Origin of the sequence: Enterocloster sp. OA13 (assembly GCF_022440595.1) — a bacterium.
In the GTDB taxonomy this organism is placed as follows: domain Bacteria; phylum Bacillota; class Clostridia; order Lachnospirales; family Lachnospiraceae; genus Enterocloster; species Enterocloster hominis.
In genome coordinates, this window is record NZ_JAKNTF010000001.1 from 2,181,475 (window position 1) to 2,202,324 (window position 20,850).

Here is a 20,850-nt window from a genome sequence, read left to right on the forward strand (position 1 = left end):
CTCGTTATGTTTATCCGGCCTACTCAAGGATGCGCCGGTAGCTTTGCCAATCCGATGCAGCAATCCCAACTTCCACGTTGTTCACATTGCCGCTGGTTTCCTGGATACACAGCATCTGTCCATCTGCCGCCCATCCAAGGAAGATGACCACATGGGCGGAGGGGCCTGTGCGGATACAGATATCGCCCGGAACCAGCTGATCCTTTGTAATGGCCCTGCCGCTGGAAACCAGGGTACCTGTGCTTGCAGCCCCCAGTCCCCTGCCTGTAACGGACCAGTATACCCAGTTAATCCACCCGGAACAATCCAGGCCTTTCAGGAAACGTCCGTCCTCATCCTGCGCTGTGACGGAACCGAAGTCATTGCCCGTGTACCCTGGTGAACTGGGCTTACCTCCCCAGTAGTAAGGAATTTTCCCGACAGAGGAAAGGGCGTAGCGGATAAAATCCTTCTTCTGCTGGCTGGTATTTTCAGGAACCATGGTCATGTAAATGTCTATTTCGGCAGATGTCAGTGGATTGCGCACAAACAGGTCCGTGGTATTGATACCGTATGTCTGGTACCAGTCCTGTCCACTCAGATAGCGGACCTGTTCCATCGCGGGTTCATCCCAGCCCTTCCAGTTCCCCTGTCCTGCTGCGCTGCCAGCCTGTTGGTCATATTGGAAGAGTCCGTTGGCTTCTGTAATCCCTTTTACCGTGATGTTGATGGAAAAGTCTATATGACCGGGGCATGGATTCACCGGGATTCCTGTTCCATCCGTGGTGTCCGGCACGGCTTCTGCCTCCGCGCTGATTGTTTCACCCGGCCCTTTGCTGTTGTGGTTGGAATCTGATGCCGAAGTTGCCGCATGATCGGTCATCTCTCCTGTTTTGTCAGCTGCTCCGGCATCACTGGCCGCCTGTTCTGCCCCGACGTCCTCCTCTGCTTCCGATGATGATGGGGACGATTCATCAGCTGACTGTTCATGGTCCGCTGCCTCCCCGCTTTCTGAAGCAGCCGGAACCATGGAGGTGTCGGATTCCGCCGCTACATCAGTGGATATTTCCTCATGTTCCAGACAGCTTCCGTCACAGTAATAGATTTCCCCCATATGTACCGAATAGCCGTGGGAGGCTTCCCACATATCTGAGACATATGCTTTCAGCTGCCCTGCATCATTGAGGATACCATGATAATAAAGGATGTTTGCCATGGAAACAATGCTTTTGGCATTGGAAGTACTGCCGCAGGCCTGTCCGTCCCCGTTCAGGAACTGCAGGTTCACATTTTTAAATTCAGGAATCACCCCGGAAGGGGTTGTCACTGTCTCAACCGGAAGTCCTAACAGCGCTGCCAGACGTTCCGGTGTATAGTGATATAAATCATATATTCCGGAGGACCACTTGGCATCCAGTCCGGCCAGCTGGTCATAAAGCCGGCCAGCATAACTGTAGGAGGGCTGGGAAGTATCAGCCCCATCCTCATAAAGATAAGCCAGGTTTAAAATGTCCGGGCTCATCAGGACGGCATTGGAAGGGGTGGCATCTGAATAGGATGCGGATGGCGGAAATTCAAAATGTGGGGTACCATTCAGTGTCTCCGCTGTGGAAGGTGTGCCTATGGCCGAAGGCTTTGGGGCAGGCGGCAGACTAAGCTGCCCAAAACGCCTGCCCATTGTAAATGACAGGAAGCAGCCTGCCAGGAACACAAGGGCCAGGGCACATGTTTTATATATGCTTTGTTTATATGTATGAAATAGTTTCAGGAAATTCTGTATTATATCTCGCATTGTTTTATAATCCTTACCGTCACAGGTATCATATGCAATTACACCGTTCCCCATTATATCATACGGACAAAAGAAAAAATAGAACAAAACTCTTAAAGAATCATTAATTAAAGTACCTTAATAAGACAACCATTTAATGATATCCGCTGCATCTCACCTCAATCCTTCATCCGCATATAGATTACATAGCATATAACACGCTTCGTACGCTTCCCTGTTCTCCTCTTTTGGATTTTCAATGCATTTTCCTAAAGCCAGCATATACTCTTCCATGGCCCACAGGGAACGCCTGATCCTGTCCTGGTTATCTATCCGGTTTACCTTTATCAATGCCACTGCTGATATGACTGCCGCCAGGACTGTGGCCGCACTCTTTAAAAGTTCAACATGATCCATAACATCCCCCTCCTTATATTGTTTCTATCATACACCGTATTTCGACAAAATAAAAGCCGTATTTCCTCAGGAGGAGGTCCAAAAGGAGCACAGATTGGAATAACCATCTTTACCCTGGTCCCGCATAACACCCAAAATATGGTTGACGCATAAAATAGAGTGAGATATAATAATCCCAATCTATTTAGGAGGAATAGGGACCCATAGCAAAGCTAAGCGCCATGCACCTTTTACCGGGACCGTGAACAGCAGGACAAATGCTGCCGGTAAGAAGGTTAACGAGGTGGAGAGATTATCGAGATATTCGGCGGGTACTCTCCCATGCCGTCCGGGCGTGTGATATGCTGTTAAATATGCGGGTAACCGCAAAACAGAGGCAGCATAACCGGAAAAATTTTTCAAAAACAGAATTACGGATATGAAAGAACTGTCCTGCGGTGACAGCTTATTTTTGTGCGGCCTTTTTTGTGCCGCGCCATGTATCATTCACGTCTATGTGACATTTACTTGTAAACTAATTGAGAAAAGAAAGGCGGAATCATATTATGTGTGGAATCATTGGATATACAGGACCATTAGAGGCCAGGGACCTGCTTTTAAACGGTCTGGCAGGGCTGGAATACAGAGGCTATGACAGCGCCGGGATTGCTTATTTTAATACGGCATCCCAGGTCAGGATCATTAAGAACGTGGGCAAGGTGGCTGCCCTCAGGGAATGTGTCAAAAAGACCGCGGAGGTGTCACATTGCGGCATCGGCCACACGCGCTGGGCAACCCACGGCGGTGTGACGGATAAGAATGCCCATCCCCACAGGGCTGGCCAGGTAACCCTGATCCATAACGGTATCATAGAGAATTACCACCAGCTTACAGAAGAATATGGACTTGGGGATAAACTGGTATCCCAGACCGACAGCGAGGTGGCTGCCTGGGTTCTGGACGCGGTGTACAGGGACTGCCGCCACGACCCGTTAGCTGCCATCGGGGCATTTGTAAAGAAACTGGCTGGTTCTTACGGCTTCTGCATCCTTTTTGATGACCGGCCAGGGGAAATATATGCAGTCCGCAATGTAAGCCCGCTGGTGGCCGCCTACACCCGTTCCGGGGCCATCATTGCCTCCGACCTGACAGCGCTTATCTCCTACACAAAGGAATATTTTGTAGTGCCCGAGGGACATATTGTCCGTCTGACCCCTTATAAGGTAAGGGTATATGACATGGATTACAACCGGATTGAGCCGGAAATGCTGGAGGTCAGCTGGAACATGGACGCGGCCATGAAGAACGGCTTCCCCCATTTCATGCTGAAGGAAATCCATGAACAGCCGGAGGCCCTGAGGAACACCATCCTTCCACGCTTGGCAGGGAACCTGCCGGACTTTACCGCGGACGGCATTCCGGATGAGCTGTTCCTGGATTGTAACCAGATACGCATCATTGCGTGCGGAACAGCCATGCACGCCGGGATTGTGGCTAAGGCGCTGATGGAACCCCTTCTGAGGATTCCGGTCACGGTGTCCATTGCATCGGAATTCCGGTATGAGGACCCTCTGGTGGACGGGAAAACCTTGGCAATCGTCATTTCCCAGTCCGGCGAAACCATTGATACGCTGGCTGCCATGCGGCTGGCACAGTCCCTTGGGGCGCCTGTACTGTCAATTGTCAATGTGAAAGGCTCCACCATTGCCAGGGAAAGTGATCATGTATTTTATACCCACGCCGGTCCGGAGATAGCGGTTGCCAGCACAAAAGCCTACTCTGTCCAGCTGGCCGCCCTCTACATGCTCTGCTGCCGCATGGCCCTTACCAGGGGACGCTGCACCAAAGCTCAGGCCGGGCAGTTCATGGAGGACCTTCTGGCGGTGATTCCGGCCATGGAGGCAATGATTGGCCAGTCGGACCATATCAGATCCTTTGTACGCCACCTGATCCGTGAAAGGGACACCTTCTTCATCGGAAGGGGCCTGGATTATGCCTTTTCCCTGGAAGGCGCACTGAAGCTGAAGGAAATATCCTATATCCATGCCGAGGCTTATGCTGCCGGTGAATTAAAACACGGGACCATTGCCCTGATTTATGACAATGTGCCTGTCATCGCAATCGCCACCCAGGACCACGTGTTTGCCAAGACCATTTCCAATGTCAGGGAAGTGAAGGCAAGGGGGGCTTACGTAATCCTTCTCGCAAAGGAGCAGGCCCAGCTGGAGGACGGCGTTGCGGATATGGAGCTGCGGATACCGGATCTGGAGGACCGGTTCACCGTATTCCCCATTGCCGTGGCCCTTCAGCTCATTGCCTACTATGCATCCATCGGCAAGAACCTGGATGTGGACCAGCCAAGGAACCTGGCCAAATCAGTTACCGTGGAATGATTCCATTGGGGCGCTATCCCGCCCCAATCCTCTCTTTTTCAGATCCATGCTGCCTTTAGATGTGGCTTAGAGAATCATCTGCTATAGTTACAATCACAGGAAATGATTCAACTATTAATAAAGGAGAGTTAAACATGAAAAAGAGAATCGCTTTATTTTTACTTACAGGTGCCTGCCTGATGAATACGGTGCCCTGCTTTGCATCCCAGTCCGTCAAGGTCAGTTATGTGGGTTCCCAGGGAACAGAATACTCAACGCTGCCGGACAGCGGGACCCTGCAAAGAGACGCGGGATTCAAGCCAAAGGCTCCGGCCGCACTGGCGGGAGGCTATCAGTTTGACAGCGGAAGGATTACGGAATCATTTGATATGGACGCAGACGGCGCTCAGGTCAACAGGCAGAAAGGCATCAACTTCCAATATGTGAAACAATCCGGCAGCACTGCCAAAACGGTCACCCTGTCCGCGGAACCGGCATCCGGCCAGTCCTTTTCAAAAGATTCCACCCTTGTGGAATATGGGGAAATGAATCTGTATTACACTACGGACCAGGCCAACTCCATATCCTGGATGGACGGGGATGTTTACTATATGCTTATGGACATCAAAAAGTCTGTCTCAAAAGATGAGCTGACGGCAATGGCAAAACAAATGATTGACATGGACACAACTTCTGCCCAATAAGGGTACATCATCCTGCCATCAAAAAGATGCTGCCGCACCAAACTGGATTGGTACGGCAGCATCCGCTGTTTTCATATCTGATATTACTTCTGTTTGTTCCACGCCTGTTTCACTTTTGCAAAATTCATGATTACGTCCACTGCGCCGTCTGCCCCCACCTTGCTGCTGTTAATGCATAAATCATAGCTGCGCGGGTCGCTCCACTTTTTGTTGGAATAATAATTATAGTAGTTGGAGCGCTGCTTGTCGGTTTTAATCATGATATCCTTTGCCTTGGATTCGTCCACCTTGTAAAGCTCCTGAAGACGTTTCAGCTTATCCTTGTCATCTCCTGTGATGAATACGCTTACCACATTGGGATAATCCTCCAGTGCGTAATCCGCGCAGCGTCCGACGATAACGCAGGAAGCCTCGTCTGCCAGTTTCTTGATGGTATCAAACTGTGCCAGGAATATCTTGTGGTTAATGGGCATATCGGAATATCCGGATGCGGTATATCCCATGGAATAGGAATCCATTACCAGGGAATACAGGAAGCTGCTGGTGGGTCGTTCATCGTGTTTCTCAAACAATTCCTCGCAGAGGCCGCTGTGCTTGGCTGCCATGGCTAACAATTCCTTGTCATAGCACTTGACCCCCATCTTCTCAGCCAGCATCTCGCCTATTAATTTTCCTCCGCTTCCACACTGTCTGCCAATTGTGATAATAAGATTATTTGTCATTCCACATTCCCCTTTCTGCACTCTATGTCATGTTATGAATGAGTCATATTTTATCTATTAAGTATTATAACTCAAAAATTCAGAAAAGTATATAGAAATGCGCAATAAAATATAAAATAACCCAAAGCTTTTCGACAAAAGTGACAACTTGTCTGCTACTGTCTCTCTTAATGAGCATTTTATCTCAAAAAGTATTTTATCTCAAATTCCTTAAAAGCCTTTCAAAATACTCGGGCAAAGGCGCGGTGAACTCCATATATTCCCCTGTCCTGGGATGGACGATCCCAAGGACGCCTGCGTGAAGGGTCTGTCCCGTAAGGCCTGGCACCGGGCACTTGGCAGGGCCGTACACCTTGTCTCCTAAAAGGGGATGATGGAGGCTGGCCATGTGCACGCGGATCTGGTGGGTCCTGCCGGTTTCCAGGCGGCATTCCACGTAGGTATATTGTTCAAACCGCCTTAACACCTGGTAGTGGGTGACGGCGTTCCTGCCGTTGTTATAATTGATGCACATTTTCTTGCGCTCTGTCTGATGGCGTCCGATGGGCGCGTCCACTGTCCCCTCATCTTCTTTTATGACCCCGTGGACAATGGCCTGGTATCGCCGGGTGATGGAATGCTCCTTTAACTGGGCGGCAATGGAGTTGTGTGCCATATCATTCTTGCACACAATGAGCACGCCTGTTGTGTCCATATCAATCCTGTGTACGATGCCTGGACGCATGACCCCGTTGATGCCGGACAGCTGGTCCTTGCAGTGATACATCAGGCCGTTGACCAGGGTATGGCTGTAATGCCCTGCCGCAGGATGGACAACCATCCCCTTTGGCTTATTGACCAGTATGATGTCCTGGTCCTCATAAAGGATGTCCAGATCCATGGGTTCCGCCTCAATCTCAGGCTCCACTGCCTCCGGCACATCCACCTCAATATGGTCATCCGCGGTAACCACATAGCTGGCCTTTATAAGCCTGCCGTTAACCAGAACCTGCCCTGATTTAAGGAGCTTCTGGATATAGGAGCGGCTTAATTCGGGGCAGGTTTCGGCAAGGTATCTGTCAATACGCACATCGGACTCCAGGTCCGTGGGATAAAATTCTTGTTTCAAGGGTATTACTCCTTCTTTTTTAATGCAAAGCAGGCCATATCCTCATCCTTGTAATAAAACATGATGAGAAGCACAAGACATGCGGCAGCAATGGTCACATAACAGTCCGCAACATTGAATATGGGAAAATTAATCAGCTTAAAATACAGGAAATCCACCACATATCCCTGGGTCACCCGGTCAATCATATTGCCGACAGCGCCTGCACTGACCATCATCAGGCATACGGACAGGGGACGGTACCTCCTGTCTGTGGGCATCCTGAGCATAAGGTAAGCCACAGCCCCCAGCACTGCCAGTGCAATCAGGAAAAAGAACAGCTGCTTTTCCTGCATCATGCCAAAGGCAGCGCCGCGGTTCTCGGAATAAAAGAATTCAAATACACCATCCCAGATAACATACGGTTTACTGCCTTTCAGATGGGCTACTACCAGCCCCTTGGTCCACTGGTCCAGCCCCACCAGGATGATGAATCCGATGACAAAGCTGGCGAGCATGGATTTTTTCTGTTTCGTCATTCCCTGTGTCCTCCTATTATGTCAAATCCAGCCTTCATCTCATTGCCGGTAACGCTTTTGTCCACGAAAGCCTCTCCTATGGCCTTAAGAAGGATGAACTTAATGACACCGGCATCCATTTTCTTATCACTTTTTGCTGTCAGGCTTACGTCTTCCCAGTTAAGGCCGTCCACATGGACAGGAAGGCCGAATCCGGCAAACACATCCCTTAACGCAAGGAACTCTTCCTCTGTAATCATTCCCCTTATATGGGAAATATATCCCGCCGCAATACAGCCAAGCCCCACGCAATGACCGTGAAGCATGGTGAAATCCTTCAGTTTTTCAACTGCATGGCCCAGGGTATGGCCAAAGTTTAAAAGGGCCCGCTCCCCCTGCTCCGTGGGATCCTTTTCAACCACATCCTTTTTAATCCGGTTACTTCCATATACCATGGCCTGGCACAGGTCAAGGTCGCGTTTTAATATCCCTTCACGGTTATCCACCAGCCACTGGTAGTAATCCTTATCCTTAATAAGCCCATGCTTGATGACCTCCCCCATTCCGGAAGAGAACTGCTCCTTGGGCAGCGAAAGCAGGGTACTTAAGTTGGTGTATACAAAAAGCGGCATGTGGAATGCGCCTACCATGTTCTTATAGGCGTCAAAATCCACACCGGTCTTGCCTCCGATGCTGGAATCCACCTGGGATAAAAGGGTGGTGGGAATCTGGAAAAAACCAATGCCCCTAAGATAAGTAGCTGCTGCAAAGCCGCACAGATCGCCTACAACGCCGCCGCCAAGGGCTGCCAGTACGTCCTTCCGGTCAAAATGTTCCAGGATCAGGTGTTCATACAGTTTCTTTACCGTATCCAGGTTCTTGTTCTCTTCTCCTGCCGGGAATGTGAAAACAGAAACCTGCCTGCAGCAGCCGGACAGGATGGTTTTCACTTCCTCCAGATAAAGAGGCGCCACATTGGAATCTGTCACAATGCATATTTTATGTCCTTCTAATGAAAGACGGTCAGCCTCTTCCTTTAAGCCGGAAAAGGAGGTATCCATCACAATGTCATAAATCGGTTTTCCATCCCTGCACACGTTCATTCTGTCCGCCATATCAGTTTCCTCCTAAAAGCCTGTCTGCGCCGCCCTCTGGCAGCGTGCAGGACAACATAAAATCGGCAGACTCCCATGGTCTGCCGCGTTCACGTCCATATCGTCTTCTTATCCTATCTTATAAACGGATATTAAGTCCTGACACGTCCATACCCATGGCGCCGCCGGCAGCCAGGATATCCTGGAAATCTCCGGATAACTCAACGGAATCAGGGGTTGCAATAAAGATATAATTGGATATCTTCTGCAGGTTGCCGTTCATGGAATAGGTTGCCCCGGAAGTGAAATCAATTATCCTCTGAGCTACCTCTGTATGTATACCCTCCATATTAAGTACCACTGCCTTGCCGGCCAGGAGATAATCACATATATCCCTGGAGTCTTCCATTGAGGTCGGCTTAATCATTGTGACCTCCATGCTGCGTCTCATAGGCACTACTTTGGGATTGGATCTTCCTAAAAATCGTGGCTTGTCCGGTTCCTCTTCGTCATCATATTCCGTACTCTTCTTTGTAAACAGCCCCTTGCGAGGAGCTTCCTCTTCAAAGTCATCGTCCAGGTAGTAATCATCCTCTTCCTCTTCAGGACTTAATCTCATGGTATCCATTAACTTACCTAACAGACTCATTTTACACTCTCCAATCTCTATATGAAGTGTCTACAGGACATATGGCTGGTTTGCGTATCAAAACAGCATGTCCTGGCCAAACACCTTATCGTACACCAAAAATCCCGGTGCCGACCCTAACCATGGTGGCGCCTTCCTCAACAGCGACTTCATAATCCCCAGTCATTCCCATTGAGAGCACATCCATAGTAACATTATCAATGTTTTTCTTATCTATGTCAACAGCAAATTCAAATAATTTTTTAAAAATTCCGCGATTTTCTTCTGGATTCTCTACAAATGGCGCAATTGTCATAAGGCCCTTGATATGAACATGGGGAAAATCCTTAATTGTCATAATTGCATCTTCTACTTCTTCCAGCATGAAGCCATATTTGCTTTCTTCCCTTGCAACATTGACTTCCAGAAGGATATCCACGTCCAGACCTGCTTTGGCTGCATCGGTTTCAATCTGCTGTGCCAGCCGCAGGGAATCCACGGAGTGAATCAGCACTGCCTTCCCAAGGACCTGGCTCACCTTGTTGCGCTGCAGATGGCCGATCATATGCCAGCGTATATCCTCAGGAAGTTCCGGCTTCTTGGCCACGATTTCCTGTACTTTGTTTTCACCGAAATCCCTGGCTCCTGCGGCATATGCTTCCTCCAGCATGGGCACGGGCTTGGTCTTGCTGACAGCAATCAGCGTGACCGCCTTTGGGTCCCTGCCTGACCGGATGCAGGCCTGTTCAATCCGTCTGTTTACTTCGATTAAATGTTCTTTTATCATAATCCTATCCCTCCGTGTAAAGTTCAGTCTTATTATTGGTATAACAGCTGCCCCTCTTCCACCATGGAAGCATCCAGCACAATATGGTCATAAACAGAAAGGCCATAGGTTGAATTGCGGCGCACCGTATAAAATTCATTGTTGGAATCCAGTATCTCAATCCGTTTAAAAACAGTGTATCCCTTATTGATATTATAAACGCCTTTTAAGGATGCGGTACGTCCGATCTGGTAACGGTCCGGTGAGTCGGGTTTCACAATATAGTCCCCTGCCTTGAAGCCATTTTCCTCACCCATGTCCACGTAATAGAATTCCTCGTCAGAAGAATATATATCCGCAGGGACAAATACCACCGAAGGCCCGTTTTCCGTGTAAACCTCCTTATTGAAACCATTTTCCGAGGTATCCCCGCCCTGGGTGAGATACTCCAGCGGCACCAGGTAAAAGCTTTTTTCCGTCACAGCGCTGACCGGTATCTTTAACCCGTCAGACTGCTCCGTCACAATCTCGAAATTGATGAAACGGTCTGATATGAACTGTTCCATATATTTTGTGAAATCCAGCCTGCCATAGGTGGCGCCGTCCTTTCCGGTAAAGGTGGAATAGGCGGCCGGCGTGTTCATGGAATAATCGCTGAACACGACCCTCAGCCTGTCCTTGCCCGCATACAGGCCTGCATCCTCCTCGGTCAGGGGGAATACGATGGACCAGTTCTCCGAGGTTACGATCTTGTAGGCCGGCATGCCGCTGTCAATCAGGTCACCGGACTTTTTAAGTGTCTTGCTGTACGTTTCCCGGTTAAAGCTTTCGGCTTCAATATCAGCCGTGGTCATGTCCTCGTAGGAGTCAAATCCATAGGAGACCACACCTGATACATCCGTGCGCACCTGCTCAAAGACAGCGCCTGATTCCTGGGCCAGCTTGTCTAACTGGTCCAGAGCGCTGAAACTGGAATACTCCATCACCGCTGCCTCCAGGGAATATCTTGCATCATAAATGGAGGAAAAGTCCTGGTCCTTAAATGAAAGCACAAAGGATGTAAGCTGTTTTTTCAGGTCGGACAGGCTCTCATCCGTAAGTCCGTTACCGTCCTCGGCTTTATCTTTTAATAACTCCTCCAGATTACCTGTCTCATCCAGGGAATATATCCTGCTTCCCACGGAGGCCCGTTTTCCTTCCCTCAGATAATAGTTAATATATCCTGAACGGTCCGCTGTCTTTACCTGCTCTTCCCTGAGGATCAGACCGTTATATGTCCTGTTGTTAACAATTCCTCCGTCTACCACTTCATAGAATTGTATCTTCTCCCTTTTCAAATATGTATATACACTGAATATCAGATAGAGGAAAATGATTGCAAAGATAATCATACCCACATTGATATTAAGCGGCCGCCTGTAGCGGACAACCTTCTTGTTCTTTTTTTTAGCCATGGAACAAGGCCTCTCCTTTTACTGAAATGGAACGATAAACCGGCAGATCTTCCTGCAGGTCCAAATAGCAGCCAACAAATAACTGCCCGCCGCGCCAGGCATCCAAATCCCGGCACGGCAGGCAGCCCTATCACTCCTGTCACCTATCTTATCACAAAAAATGTATCATTACAATGAAATAATCACATCGCCCTTCGCGCAGTCCGGAAGCTCGGCGGCATCCATGGAAATACTCAGGACAAAGGTTACATGATACTTTTCACCGATATTTTTCAATGTCATATATGTATCGGAAATCTCTTCGCCTTCCAGGCATGACAGCTTTAAAAAGCTATCCAGGTACATTGTCTCCAGATCGTGATCCTGGGAAATGATACCACAGATAAATCCTAAAAATCCTTCACTGCTTTTAATTGGGAATTCATTGACATTAATGAGACGGATCTTATTATTTAACTCATACATATGCTGGGCACTCTTATCCAGATATACGACAGTGCCGTTGGCCCCCTTGATTGCTGCATTGGCCATATCTAACAGATGTTTGGTCTTGCCCTTACCCTTTTTTCCCGCAATAATCTGAACCATATGAATCTCCTCCTTGAGTTATATATGTTGTATAAAAAATCAATTAAGATTACTCTAATTATAGTATAACTTCATAGAAAGCGCAATCACTATTTGACGATTTTAGAAATTATATTTGTCATATTGTCATAGAGATGGGGACGGCTGTCTGCCTTCAATACAACCGATATATACTCCTTATCAGAGTCATCCCTGGAAGCCATGATCAGACAATAGCCCGCCGCCTTGGTGGTGCCTGTCTTGCCTCCGAATACCTTTAAGCCATCCGGGGTCTCCCTTTCCCCTGTCATGAACCAGTTGCTGCCCTTCCAGGTCTTTGACACCGGTTCACTGTTTTTGTTGTGGTAATTGGCAGTGTACGCCGTTGTCCCCACAATCTGGCGGAATACAGGATACTTAAGGGCCTCATTGAATATAAGGTATAAGTCATAAGCCGTGGTATAATGGTCCGGATCATTCAAACCATGAGGATTCACAAAATGGGTGCCGGTAGCGCCCAGTCTGAGGGCCTCTTCGTTCATCATATCCGCAAACGCGTCAACACTGCCTGCTATATGGACTGCGATGGCAGCCCCCGCATCATTGCCCGAAGGAAGCATGAGACCATAAAGAAGCTGCTCCAGTGTCAGAGTGTCTCCTGGTTCAATGCCGCACAGCGTTGCGCCCGGTTCCGTGATGACAGCATCATCCGTCACAAGGACACGGGACTTAAGGTCCCCTTCCCTGATGGCTACCAGGGCAGTCATTATCTTTGTGATGCTGGCCGGATACATACGCTCAAACGCATCCTTGCTGTAAAGGACTTCCCTGTCATCCAAGTCAAAAAGCGCTGCTGCTTCCGATGTGGCAAAACCAGGGTCAAATGAAGCCTCATCCGTGACAACGCACAGATCAGAGGCAAAGGCATCTGAAAAACGTGTGGTTGCGGCCTCCTCTTCCAGCGCCGGAATCCGCTCCGCGGCAACATAGGCATCCTTAAGACCGCCGGAACAGCCGGTCAGCCCCATGGACGCTGCGATTAAAAGTGCACACAAAAGGGCAGATGCCCGTTTCATGCCCTTCACTCTGCCCCTGACAGCCATTATCTGGCAACCTCCCGCCATTCCATATCGCCTCTGTCCAGAGCCTTGATTAAAAGCTCTGCAGAAGCCAGATTGGTGGCAAGCGGTATATTATAGATATCACACAGACGGACCACATTGTTCACATCCGGCTCATGTGGCTTGGGATTGTTGGGATCCCTTAAGAAGATGACCAGATCCATCTCATTGTGCTCAATCTGGGCAGCCATCTGCTGCATTCCGCCAAGATGGCCGGCCAGATACTTGTGGATGTTCAGGTTGGCAACCTCCTCAATCAGGCGTCCCGTTGTCCCTGTAGCATACAGGGTATTCTTGCTCAGGATTCCCCTGTATGCGATGCAGAAGTTCTGCATCAGCTTTTTCTTTGCGTCATGTGCAATCAAACCAATTGTCATATTATATAACCCTCCTTGGATTAGAAATGTCTTGTCTCTCTTTGAAGTCCTACGTTCAGCACCAGCCCCATCCCAATGAAAATACTGATCAGGGAACTGCTTCCGAAACTGATGAAAGGAAGCGGAAGACCCGTGTTGGGGAAAATACCCGTGGCAACCGCGATATTGGCAAAAGACTGGAACGCTACCAGGGTAGCCATGCCAACACACAGGAGCCTGCCGGACAGATCCCTGGCCCGGGCAGCCATCATAAGACATTCATATACTATCAGTAAAAACAGGGCAATCACCACCACACAGCCGATAAACCCCAACTCCTCGCCAATAACGGCAAAGATGAAATCGGTCTGCTCCTCGGATAGGAAATTACCGTTTTTTACAGAAGCAATCGTAGTGTTGAACAACCCCTTGCCCTTTAACTGGCCGGAGCCAATGGCTATGATGGAGTTATTCTGCTGGTAGCGGGCCTCTCCGTACTGTTCCGGATAAAACCATGCCAGGATACGGCCTGCCTGGTATTCCTTGATAAAAGGAATCATACCATGGAGCAGCAGGTAGACGAATGTGGTAACGACCGGTATTGTAACAGCCAGGGTACCCATGATCCATCTGTAACTGATGCCGCTGGCAAACACGATTCCAAGGACCATTACCATGATGACGAGACAGGTGGACAGATTCGGCTGCTCAAATATCAGGGCGGCCGGAGCTGCGAACAGGGCAGCTGCAATTGCTACCGTGCTGACCTGATTGATTCTTTCCTGATACTTCATGAAATACCAGGAAAAAGTCACAATCAGGCCAATCTTTACAAATTCGGACGGCTGAAGCTGTCCGATTACCGGCACCTCAATCCAGCGTTTCGCATTATTGACCACATTCCCCCATATCAGCACGGCCACCAGACTGGCGATACATACGCCGTATATGACCATGCTGAAGTTAAGGATCCTGTGATAATCAATAAGTGACAACCCTATCGCCACTGCGAGTCCAACTAAAACACCCAAGAGCTGTTTGTTGACTGCATCCGCATTCATGTTGGTGGCGCTTCTGATGACCAGTACACCGATGATGTTGAGTGCAATCATATAAAAAACCAGCCGGAAGTTAAAATGTCTAAAATCATAATCCAAAAACATTTAATATAGCCCCTTGTTCGATATGGAACGAATCGGTATGTTGGCATGAAGCACAGGCAGGGCCCGGCTGTTGCCGGATAAAGGACTGTCTGTTTCCATCTGTATCTGGACCTTGTCCTTTTCTATCTCCATGTATTTTGAAATGGCATGAATCATGTCATCCCTTATCATCAGTATCATCTCCGGTGAGCAGCCTGCCTTGTCGGATACCAGCAAAAGTTTAAGCCGCATCTTAGCTGTCTCTCCGGAACGCCGGGTATGAAACCTTAAAAACCATCTCACCTTGACACCATCCCTTCTAAGCACGCCGTAATATGCTGCGCAGCCTGGCGAACAGAGTCTCAGACTGTCCGGGATTAGCCATGGGAACACTCTCCCCTAACAGCCTCCGGCAGATGTCCAGGTAAGCCTGTCCAGCCGGGGAACCCATACCCACTAACGGTTCACCCTGGTTGGTAGATACGACGATGTACTCGTCATCGGGGACTGCTCCGATAATGTTTACTGCCAGAATGTCCGTGACGTCGCTGAGGGACATCATGTCTCCCCTGCGCACCATGTCGGCCCGGATACGGTTAACGATAAGGTCCACCTCGTCAATCTCCGCATGTTCCAGAAGCCCGATGATACGGTCCGCGTCCCGGATGGCCGAAACCTCAGGTGTGGTAACCACCAAGGCACGGTCTGCCCCGGCAATGGCATTGTAAAATCCCTGTTCAATGCCTGCAGGGCAATCCAGCAGTATGTAGTCAAATTCTTCCCGTAAATCCGCTACCAGCTTCACCATCTGTTCCGGATTCACGGCAGTCTTGTCCCGCGTCTGTGCAGACGGCAGTAAATAAAGGTTCGGATATCTTTTGTCTCTTATCAGGGCCTGCTTCATACGGCAGTTGCCTTCCACCACGTCCACAAGATTGTAGACAATGCGGTTCTCCAGTCCCATGACCACATCCAGGTTGCGCAGGCCGATATCCGTATCAATCAGCACTACACGTTTACCCAGTATAGCCAGTCCTGTTCCCACATTGGCAGAAGTAGTCGTTTTGCCTACCCCGCCTTTTCCAGAAGTAACCACAATGACCTCACTCATAATGAAATCCTCCTGAAAAATACTTTACCTTCCTATTGTACATTAAATTTCGTAAATTTACCAGTATTTTTTTGGCATTAAGCAAAATTTAACATATTGTTTAGGAATGTTTTTTTGAGCGGGCGAACCTGGATTTCTCCATCCTCCACAAAAGCAAGCATGGGACCACGTCCCAGACGCTTGTTCCGCTCATTGAACCGGCTGCTCCTGCTGCCGATCCGGATCTGCAGCGGGGCCATCTCAAAGGCCATGATGACCGCATCCATGTTGCCGGCAACGCCGGCTGTCACGGTCCCCTTAAGGTCCCCCAGTATGATGACATTGCCTTTGGCCGTCACCCTGGCCCCATGCTCCACATCCCCTATGATGATGATACTGGCCTCCGACTCCAGGCAGTCCCCCCGCCGGAGCGTCCCGCGGTAAAACTGCCCTGTCTGGGAGCTTAGTTCCATCAGCTTATCATTCAGTGCTTTTTCACAGCGCTCAATCCGCTCTGCATCCGTGTCAAGGAGACAGAGGATCTCAATCTGTGAGTTCCTCGTAATCGTATCAACAATCTCGAATTCCTCGGCTGCAGTAAGGCTCCGTCCTTCCAAGGTAAGGGTCATCTGTACGGATCCCCAGAACCTGGCGCTTTCACTGAACTTCTTGGCAATGGCCTCCAGGAGTTCTTCAAAGGGAAGCCCAGGGTCCAGGATTACGGTCATTCCCGCTTTACTGCTTTTGATTACTACCGCATTGTGCATACAATCACCTCTTTTGCTGGTTTAATCACCAATAGTTACATTTGATACACCTAAGGCGCCGGAACCCATGATCTGCTCCAGTGTCGTATATCCATAATAATACTCATATACCTTTTTGCCAAGGGTAGCCGCGTTAGTACCCGCATAACCGTAAGGTATGTTCACGGTAACGGCAACCTCCGGATGGCTGTAGGGCGCAAAGGATATGAAAAAGGCATGGTTGGCACGGTTCCTGTTCTCCTGTGCCGTACCTGTCTTGCCTGCCACTTCCACCGGCAGGTCTGAGAAAATCTTTTTGGCCGAGCTGTCTGTAATCACACGGCGCATACCGGTCTGCACCGCATTCCATGTGGTGTCGGCCGCTTCGATATGGGAACTGGCTGCAGGCGAGTAATCGGTTATCAGATTGCCGTCCGAGTCAGTAAGTTTGTCTAAAAGGCTCAGTTCGAATACGGTTCCCCGGTTGGCAAGGGCCGCCACGTAGCGGGAAAGCTGTACATTGGTATAGGAATGGGTACCCTGTCCCATGGCGGAACGCTCCGGGTCCTCCGATGAAATCTGGGGATCGTTTTCAGGAATCTCCACCCCTGAGGTGTGGTCCAGTCCAAACATGGCCGCATATTTGCGAAGGGTGGTAAGACCCTGGTCCGGTGAATAGGTACCGTCAGGCTTGATGCACAGCCTGTGGGCCAGTTCCGCAAAAAAGTAGTTACAGGAATTCTGTATGCCTTCCTCTATGTTCTCGGCGTTATGGCGTCCGGGCCATATCCAGCACTTAATCGGATTGGATACCTGGTCATAGATACCGGTACATTCAATGGTATCCGTAAGGCCGATTACCCCCTCTTCCAGCGCTGCCACGGCAGTGATTGGCTTAAAGGTGGAACCAGGCGCTTTTAATGCCTGGGTGGCATTGTTGTATAACGGTCTTGAAAGGTCATCCTGAAGCTGGGCAAAGTAGGCCGCGTCCACGCTTCCGGACATCTGGTTATTATCATAGCTTGGATAGGTCACAAGGGCTCTTACCTCGCCTGTGCGGATATCTGTCACCACCACGCCTGCCGTACATGGATCCAGGGCCAGCTGCGCAGGTGTCAGTTCCAGGTTGGATATCTTTTCACGGATGAACTGGAACGCATAAGCGCTGCCTCCTGTCCTGAGGGCGGCAATCTCCTGGGGATTATCATCCAGGACCCCCTGGGCAAACAGGGCCAGGCACAGCTGGTTCCCGGTAATGACCTCGTCATTCACCAGATAGCGGAACATACGCTTGGTAAACTTATTGTCATTCTTAAGGGATTCTATCACATAATCCACCAGCTGTCCGAATATATCATCCGCATCCGAATACTTACTGGACACATCCAGCCGTGTGGTATCCACCCAGTTGCCCGCAATCCCGCTGTAAATGTAATCCCTCAGGCTGATGGTACCGTCCCGCCATGCCTGGTACTGGGGGGAGGACTGGTCAATCTTATCCTTCTGGATGATACCAATGGATGATTCTGATAAAAAGCTATAGATATAATTCATATAGGTAGACATATCATCCGGCAGGTCGTTCATGGCCATGGCATGTCCGCTCATAAGTTCGTTGCGGATGGAATTAAGGATCTGTTCCCTGGAGGCCATATAGGTGCCGTATATCTCCTTTTCAATGTCCGAGGCATCCTCCCTGGCCATGTCCGCCAGGGACAGGACATTGTTGTTGATCAGCTGGTAATAGGCGTCCTTGACCGGAATCGGGATTTTGGAGGAGTCATAGGTCTTATCGGGATCCAGGTCGTCTATCTGAAGGTTATAGCTTATGATGCCGGCCAGCTGCTGTTCTATCAGCTTATATATGGCAATCTGCAGGTCATGGTCAATGGTAAGGTACACATCATCCCCTGCCCTGGCATCCGTCTTTTCAATGATTTCACGGGGACGCCCCATATTATCCACATACATCCTGGAATGGCCCTTTTCACCCTGAAGCTCCAGCTCCATGGACTTCTCAATGCCGGTGCGGCCCACGATGTCGTTCAGGTCATATTTCCTGGCATCCTCGGGAAGGCCTGCGGCTTCTTCTGTATCACGCCACTGGTCATTGAGTTCGTCCAGCTGGTCCTCCTGGACCTTGCCCGTATAGCCGATGATGGGGGCAAAATACAGACTGTCCGCATATTCCCGGATATAGGACTGTTCCACGGACACACCCTTCAGATAGGCCAGGTTCTCGTTGATTTCAGTCATGGTCACATCGCTGACATTGGAGGACACCGTAGTGGTTTCATACTTCTGGTATTCGGTCAGCTTCATGGTGAAGATGATATTGACCATGTCAAGGGCAATGTTATCCGGAAGTACAAGGGGATTCCCCTTGTCATCCTTCATCTCATCCAGCTTATAGCTGTGCTTTTTGATTTCAAATGCCTCCCTGGCCGTGATGTTGGTTGGGTATCTGCCCTTGGGGTCATCCAGTTCACTGGAGGAGGAACGGCCGTAAAAGTTCAGGAAAAACCTTGTCCTTGCCGCGTCCGAGGTAAAGGTGTAGAACATTTCCCCATTCTGGTCCATGGCTATCTCAAGCTTGCCTTCCACCTTCTCACCGCGCCGCTCCAGGATGGTGACCAGCCTGTGGAGCATCTGGTTGCGGTCGGCTGTCTTGGGGTAATCCCCGGTATCCTGGATTACCACGGAATAAGCCAGTTTATTGTAGGCCAGTTCAAAACCGTTGCAGTCATATATCTTGCCCCTGGTTCCCGGCGTGTCCACGCTGCGCTCTGTCTTCTGCATGTACTTTTCCTGATAATCACTGCCGTCCAGGATCTGCATGCGGAACAGCTTGCCCACAAGGCCCGCGAACATCAGGGTAAACATGACAGAAAGGGCAAAAAGCCGGGAACTGAACAGTTTTTTGAAAAATTCTCGTACTATCTCTAAAAGCTCATCAAACAAGGTTCTTGTCTCTCCTTTTCCCTATATCCTCCACACGTCTGCTGGCGGATAAGAACAGCCGGTAAATCAGAAGGGTTGTCACTGCCGTAAAAATGATTTCCGGTAGGATGATATTCCTGAAATAGTATGGAAGGTTCAGCCTTCCACGGATCAGGAACCGGAATACATAGACATACAGGCTGTACCACAATCCGTTGACAATGCTCAGGATCAGGGGCAGCGTGATGTAGTCCTCATAGTAATATTTGGTGAATATGCCGTTGACATATCCGATGTATACATAAATCAGGGTATAAAACCCAAAGGGTCCGCTGTAGAACAGGTCCAGCAGCAGCCCGGATAAAATCCCATAAAGCATCCCCGCATTCTTCCCATGGATGAATCCGAAGGAGAACGTAAGGATTAAAAGCAGATTGGGCGTTGCTGACAGGAAGGGCAGTAAAGGGAATACGCAGTTCTGCACCGTAAATGCCAGTACGATGAACAATATATTGATAAGAACCTGTTTTACCTTTGCTTGAATCACTGGGCAGCCGCCTCTCCTGTATCTTTGATATCCGTGATGATGAGTACCTCCTGCAGGTTATCAAAATCCGCAATGGGTATCAGGTACCCGGATTGGGTCAGATGGTCCGGGTCAATGGTCACATCCGACGCATACCCGATTAAAATGCCGGGCAGGAACTTGGTGCTGATGTTGGAGGTGACAATCTGGTCACCGTCCCGTATCTGGGCATCCTTTGAAAAATCAGTAAGCTTAAGCCTTCCCTCCTCATAGAGGGTCAGGTCCCCTGCCACGATGCAGGTGTAGGAAGAATCCAGCTTCATGGCGCCTACACGGTTGGAGTCATCGATGATGGAGCGGACCGTTGCATAGTTGGCGCCCACATCGGTCACGATTCCCACCAGGCCCCCGTCGGCCACCACGTTCATGTCCACAGCCACCCCGTCCGCGGAGCCTTTGTTGATCCGGAATACCTGGAACCACTTTTCAGAGTCCCTGGCAATGACACGGGCCCCAATCTTGTTGTACTGCATATATTCCTGGTCCAGCTCATACAACTGTCTGAGACGGTCCAGTTCAAACTGTTCGGCCTGGAGACGGTTATTATCCTCGGTCAGCTGGGCAATCTGGTCTTTCAGCTCCTCGTTCTGGGCAAGGGCATCCTTCAGGGTGCCGTAATTTTTCATCTCGTTGTAGATACCGGTACCCACCGCGTTGACCCCGGACTGGATTGGAATAAGGAAATATCCCACTCCGGTGCGCAGCGGATCCATGACACCGTCTTTCAGGGAGGTGATGCAGATTAACAGTACGCACAGTACCGTAAGGCCTGTAAGTATATATTTGCTGTGTTTAGATTCCATGGATTGAC

General features: G+C 49.6%; 21 protein-coding genes. 2 read left to right on the forward strand and 19 right to left on the reverse strand.

Annotated elements, in window-relative coordinates; translation table 11 throughout:
* Window positions 1-19 precede the first annotated feature (19 nt).
* Window positions 20-1,771 carry an NlpC/P60 family protein gene (locus MCJ35_RS09650; RefSeq protein ID WP_025487287.1) on the reverse strand — a complete coding sequence of 584 codons (1,752 nt, stop codon included), beginning with the start codon at window positions 1,769-1,771 and terminating at the stop codon, window positions 20-22.
* 153 nt (window positions 1,772-1,924) lie between these two features.
* Window positions 1,925-2,167, reverse strand: coding sequence for a hypothetical protein (locus MCJ35_RS09655; protein WP_025487286.1), 243 nt, complete (start codon window positions 2,165-2,167; stop codon window positions 1,925-1,927).
* Window positions 2,168-2,712: 545 nt separating this feature from the next.
* Here MCJ35_RS09655 and glmS point away from each other — a divergent pair.
* Together glmS and MCJ35_RS09665 are read left to right on the forward strand one after the other, a co-directional pair.
* Entirely contained in the window at window positions 2,713-4,539 is a 1,827-nt protein-coding gene (gene glmS, locus MCJ35_RS09660; protein ID WP_008725852.1) for a glutamine--fructose-6-phosphate transaminase (isomerizing), read from the forward strand.
* A 134-nt stretch (window positions 4,540-4,673) separates the two neighbouring features.
* Window positions 4,674-5,222 (forward strand): hypothetical protein, encoded by a 549-nt coding sequence (locus MCJ35_RS09665; RefSeq protein WP_025487285.1) that lies wholly within the window; start codon window positions 4,674-4,676, stop codon window positions 5,220-5,222.
* 83 nt (window positions 5,223-5,305) lie between these two features.
* Here the strand turns inward: MCJ35_RS09665 and MCJ35_RS09670 are convergent, their stop codons facing one another.
* The 17 genes from MCJ35_RS09670 to mreC all read right to left on the reverse strand — a co-directional run bounded on the left by MCJ35_RS09670 (window position 5,306) and on the right by mreC (window position 20,842).
* Complete coding sequence (locus MCJ35_RS09670) at window positions 5,306-5,944, reverse strand: cytidylate kinase-like family protein (RefSeq protein ID WP_034578563.1); 639 nt, start codon at window positions 5,942-5,944, stop codon at window positions 5,306-5,308.
* 196 nt (window positions 5,945-6,140) lie between these two features.
* Window positions 6,141-7,052, reverse strand: coding sequence for an RluA family pseudouridine synthase (locus MCJ35_RS09675; protein ID WP_025487283.1), 912 nt, complete (start codon window positions 7,050-7,052; stop codon window positions 6,141-6,143).
* 5 nt (window positions 7,053-7,057) lie between these two features.
* A complete protein-coding gene (gene lspA, locus MCJ35_RS09680; protein ID WP_008725860.1) occupies window positions 7,058-7,570 on the reverse strand; it encodes a signal peptidase II in 513 nt (170 codons plus the stop codon).
* Window positions 7,567-8,664 carry a 3-dehydroquinate synthase gene (aroB, locus tag MCJ35_RS09685; protein ID WP_008725863.1) on the reverse strand — a complete coding sequence of 366 codons (1,098 nt, stop codon included), beginning with the start codon at window positions 8,662-8,664 and terminating at the stop codon, window positions 7,567-7,569. The genes lspA and aroB overlap by 4 nt, the downstream gene beginning before the upstream one ends.
* Before the next feature lie 118 nt (window positions 8,665-8,782).
* A complete protein-coding gene (locus tag MCJ35_RS09690) occupies window positions 8,783-9,292 on the reverse strand; it encodes a cell division protein SepF (RefSeq protein WP_008725865.1) in 510 nt (169 codons plus the stop codon).
* Window positions 9,293-9,377: 85 nt separating this feature from the next.
* Window positions 9,378-10,058 (reverse strand): YggS family pyridoxal phosphate-dependent enzyme, encoded by a 681-nt coding sequence (locus MCJ35_RS09695; RefSeq protein WP_008725867.1) that lies wholly within the window; start codon window positions 10,056-10,058, stop codon window positions 9,378-9,380.
* Window positions 10,059-10,090: 32 nt separating this feature from the next.
* Window positions 10,091-11,491, reverse strand: a complete 1,401-nt coding sequence (locus tag MCJ35_RS09700; protein ID WP_008725869.1) for a biotin/lipoyl attachment domain-containing protein — start codon at window positions 11,489-11,491, stop codon at window positions 10,091-10,093.
* Window positions 11,492-11,659: 168 nt separating this feature from the next.
* Window positions 11,660-12,079 (reverse strand): hypothetical protein, encoded by a 420-nt coding sequence (locus MCJ35_RS09705; protein WP_008725872.1) that lies wholly within the window; start codon window positions 12,077-12,079, stop codon window positions 11,660-11,662.
* An 89-nt stretch (window positions 12,080-12,168) separates the two neighbouring features.
* Window positions 12,169-13,134 (reverse strand): D-alanyl-D-alanine carboxypeptidase family protein, encoded by a 966-nt coding sequence (locus MCJ35_RS09710; protein ID WP_025487282.1) that lies wholly within the window; start codon window positions 13,132-13,134, stop codon window positions 12,169-12,171.
* Window positions 13,135-13,160: 26 nt separating this feature from the next.
* Window positions 13,161-13,556, reverse strand: a complete 396-nt coding sequence (mgsA, locus tag MCJ35_RS09715) for a methylglyoxal synthase (protein ID WP_007864855.1) — start codon at window positions 13,554-13,556, stop codon at window positions 13,161-13,163.
* A 20-nt stretch (window positions 13,557-13,576) separates the two neighbouring features.
* Entirely contained in the window at window positions 13,577-14,698 is a 1,122-nt protein-coding gene (locus MCJ35_RS09720; RefSeq protein ID WP_025487281.1) for an FtsW/RodA/SpoVE family cell cycle protein, read from the reverse strand.
* Window positions 14,699-14,980: a cell division topological specificity factor MinE gene (minE, locus tag MCJ35_RS09725; protein WP_008725880.1), complete on the reverse strand. Its 282-nt coding sequence runs from the start codon at window positions 14,978-14,980 to the stop codon at window positions 14,699-14,701. It abuts the gene before it with no gap.
* Window positions 14,981-14,996: 16 nt separating this feature from the next.
* A complete protein-coding gene (gene minD / locus MCJ35_RS09730) occupies window positions 14,997-15,788 on the reverse strand; it encodes a septum site-determining protein MinD (protein WP_025487280.1) in 792 nt (263 codons plus the stop codon).
* A 77-nt stretch (window positions 15,789-15,865) separates the two neighbouring features.
* Complete coding sequence (locus MCJ35_RS09735) at window positions 15,866-16,534, reverse strand: septum site-determining protein MinC (protein WP_008725885.1); 669 nt, start codon at window positions 16,532-16,534, stop codon at window positions 15,866-15,868.
* A 21-nt stretch (window positions 16,535-16,555) separates the two neighbouring features.
* On the reverse strand, window positions 16,556-19,474 hold the full coding sequence (locus MCJ35_RS09740) for a penicillin-binding transpeptidase domain-containing protein (protein WP_025487279.1): 2,919 nt from the start codon (window positions 19,472-19,474) through the stop codon (window positions 16,556-16,558).
* Window positions 19,467-20,000, reverse strand: a complete 534-nt coding sequence (gene mreD, locus MCJ35_RS09745; protein WP_008725889.1) for a rod shape-determining protein MreD — start codon at window positions 19,998-20,000, stop codon at window positions 19,467-19,469. Before mreD ends, MCJ35_RS09740 begins: the two co-directional genes overlap by 8 nt.
* Window positions 19,997-20,842 (reverse strand): rod shape-determining protein MreC, encoded by an 846-nt coding sequence (mreC, locus tag MCJ35_RS09750; RefSeq protein WP_008725891.1) that lies wholly within the window; start codon window positions 20,840-20,842, stop codon window positions 19,997-19,999. The genes mreD and mreC overlap by 4 nt, the downstream gene beginning before the upstream one ends.
* Between the last annotated feature and the right edge of the window lie 8 nt (window positions 20,843-20,850).

What these genes read in the sequence shown, in the direction of transcription:
- MCJ35_RS09650 (WP_025487287.1), bottom strand. Translation starts at nt 1,771, where the DNA reads ATGCGAGATATAATACAGAATTTCCTGAAACTATTTCATACATATAAA.
- MCJ35_RS09655 (WP_025487286.1), bottom strand. Translation starts at nt 2,167, where the DNA reads ATGGATCATGTTGAACTTTTAAAGAGTGCGGCCACAGTCCTGGCGGCA.
- glmS (WP_008725852.1), top strand. Translation starts at nt 2,713, where the DNA reads ATGTGTGGAATCATTGGATATACAGGACCATTAGAGGCCAGGGACCTG.
- MCJ35_RS09665 (WP_025487285.1), top strand. Translation starts at nt 4,674, where the DNA reads ATGAAAAAGAGAATCGCTTTATTTTTACTTACAGGTGCCTGCCTGATG.
- MCJ35_RS09670 (WP_034578563.1), bottom strand. Translation starts at nt 5,944, where the DNA reads ATGACAAATAATCTTATTATCACAATTGGCAGACAGTGTGGAAGCGGA.
- lspA (WP_008725860.1), bottom strand. Translation starts at nt 7,570, where the DNA reads ATGACGAAACAGAAAAAATCCATGCTCGCCAGCTTTGTCATCGGATTC.
- aroB (WP_008725863.1), bottom strand. Translation starts at nt 8,664, where the DNA reads ATGGCGGACAGAATGAACGTGTGCAGGGATGGAAAACCGATTTATGAC.
- MCJ35_RS09690 (WP_008725865.1), bottom strand. Translation starts at nt 9,292, where the DNA reads ATGAGTCTGTTAGGTAAGTTAATGGATACCATGAGATTAAGTCCTGAA.
- MCJ35_RS09695 (WP_008725867.1), bottom strand. Translation starts at nt 10,058, where the DNA reads ATGATAAAAGAACATTTAATCGAAGTAAACAGACGGATTGAACAGGCC.
- MCJ35_RS09700 (WP_008725869.1), bottom strand. Translation starts at nt 11,491, where the DNA reads ATGGCTAAAAAAAAGAACAAGAAGGTTGTCCGCTACAGGCGGCCGCTT.
- MCJ35_RS09705 (WP_008725872.1), bottom strand. Translation starts at nt 12,079, where the DNA reads ATGGTTCAGATTATTGCGGGAAAAAAGGGTAAGGGCAAGACCAAACAT.
- MCJ35_RS09710 (WP_025487282.1), bottom strand. Translation starts at nt 13,134, where the DNA reads ATGAAACGGGCATCTGCCCTTTTGTGTGCACTTTTAATCGCAGCGTCC.
- mgsA (WP_007864855.1), bottom strand. Translation starts at nt 13,556, where the DNA reads ATGACAATTGGTTTGATTGCACATGACGCAAAGAAAAAGCTGATGCAG.
- MCJ35_RS09720 (WP_025487281.1), bottom strand. Translation starts at nt 14,698, where the DNA reads ATGTTTTTGGATTATGATTTTAGACATTTTAACTTCCGGCTGGTTTTT.
- minD (WP_025487280.1), bottom strand. Translation starts at nt 15,788, where the DNA reads ATGAGTGAGGTCATTGTGGTTACTTCTGGAAAAGGCGGGGTAGGCAAA.
- MCJ35_RS09735 (WP_008725885.1), bottom strand. Translation starts at nt 16,534, where the DNA reads ATGCACAATGCGGTAGTAATCAAAAGCAGTAAAGCGGGAATGACCGTA.
- mreC (WP_008725891.1), bottom strand. Translation starts at nt 20,842, where the DNA reads ATGGAATCTAAACACAGCAAATATATACTTACAGGCCTTACGGTACTG.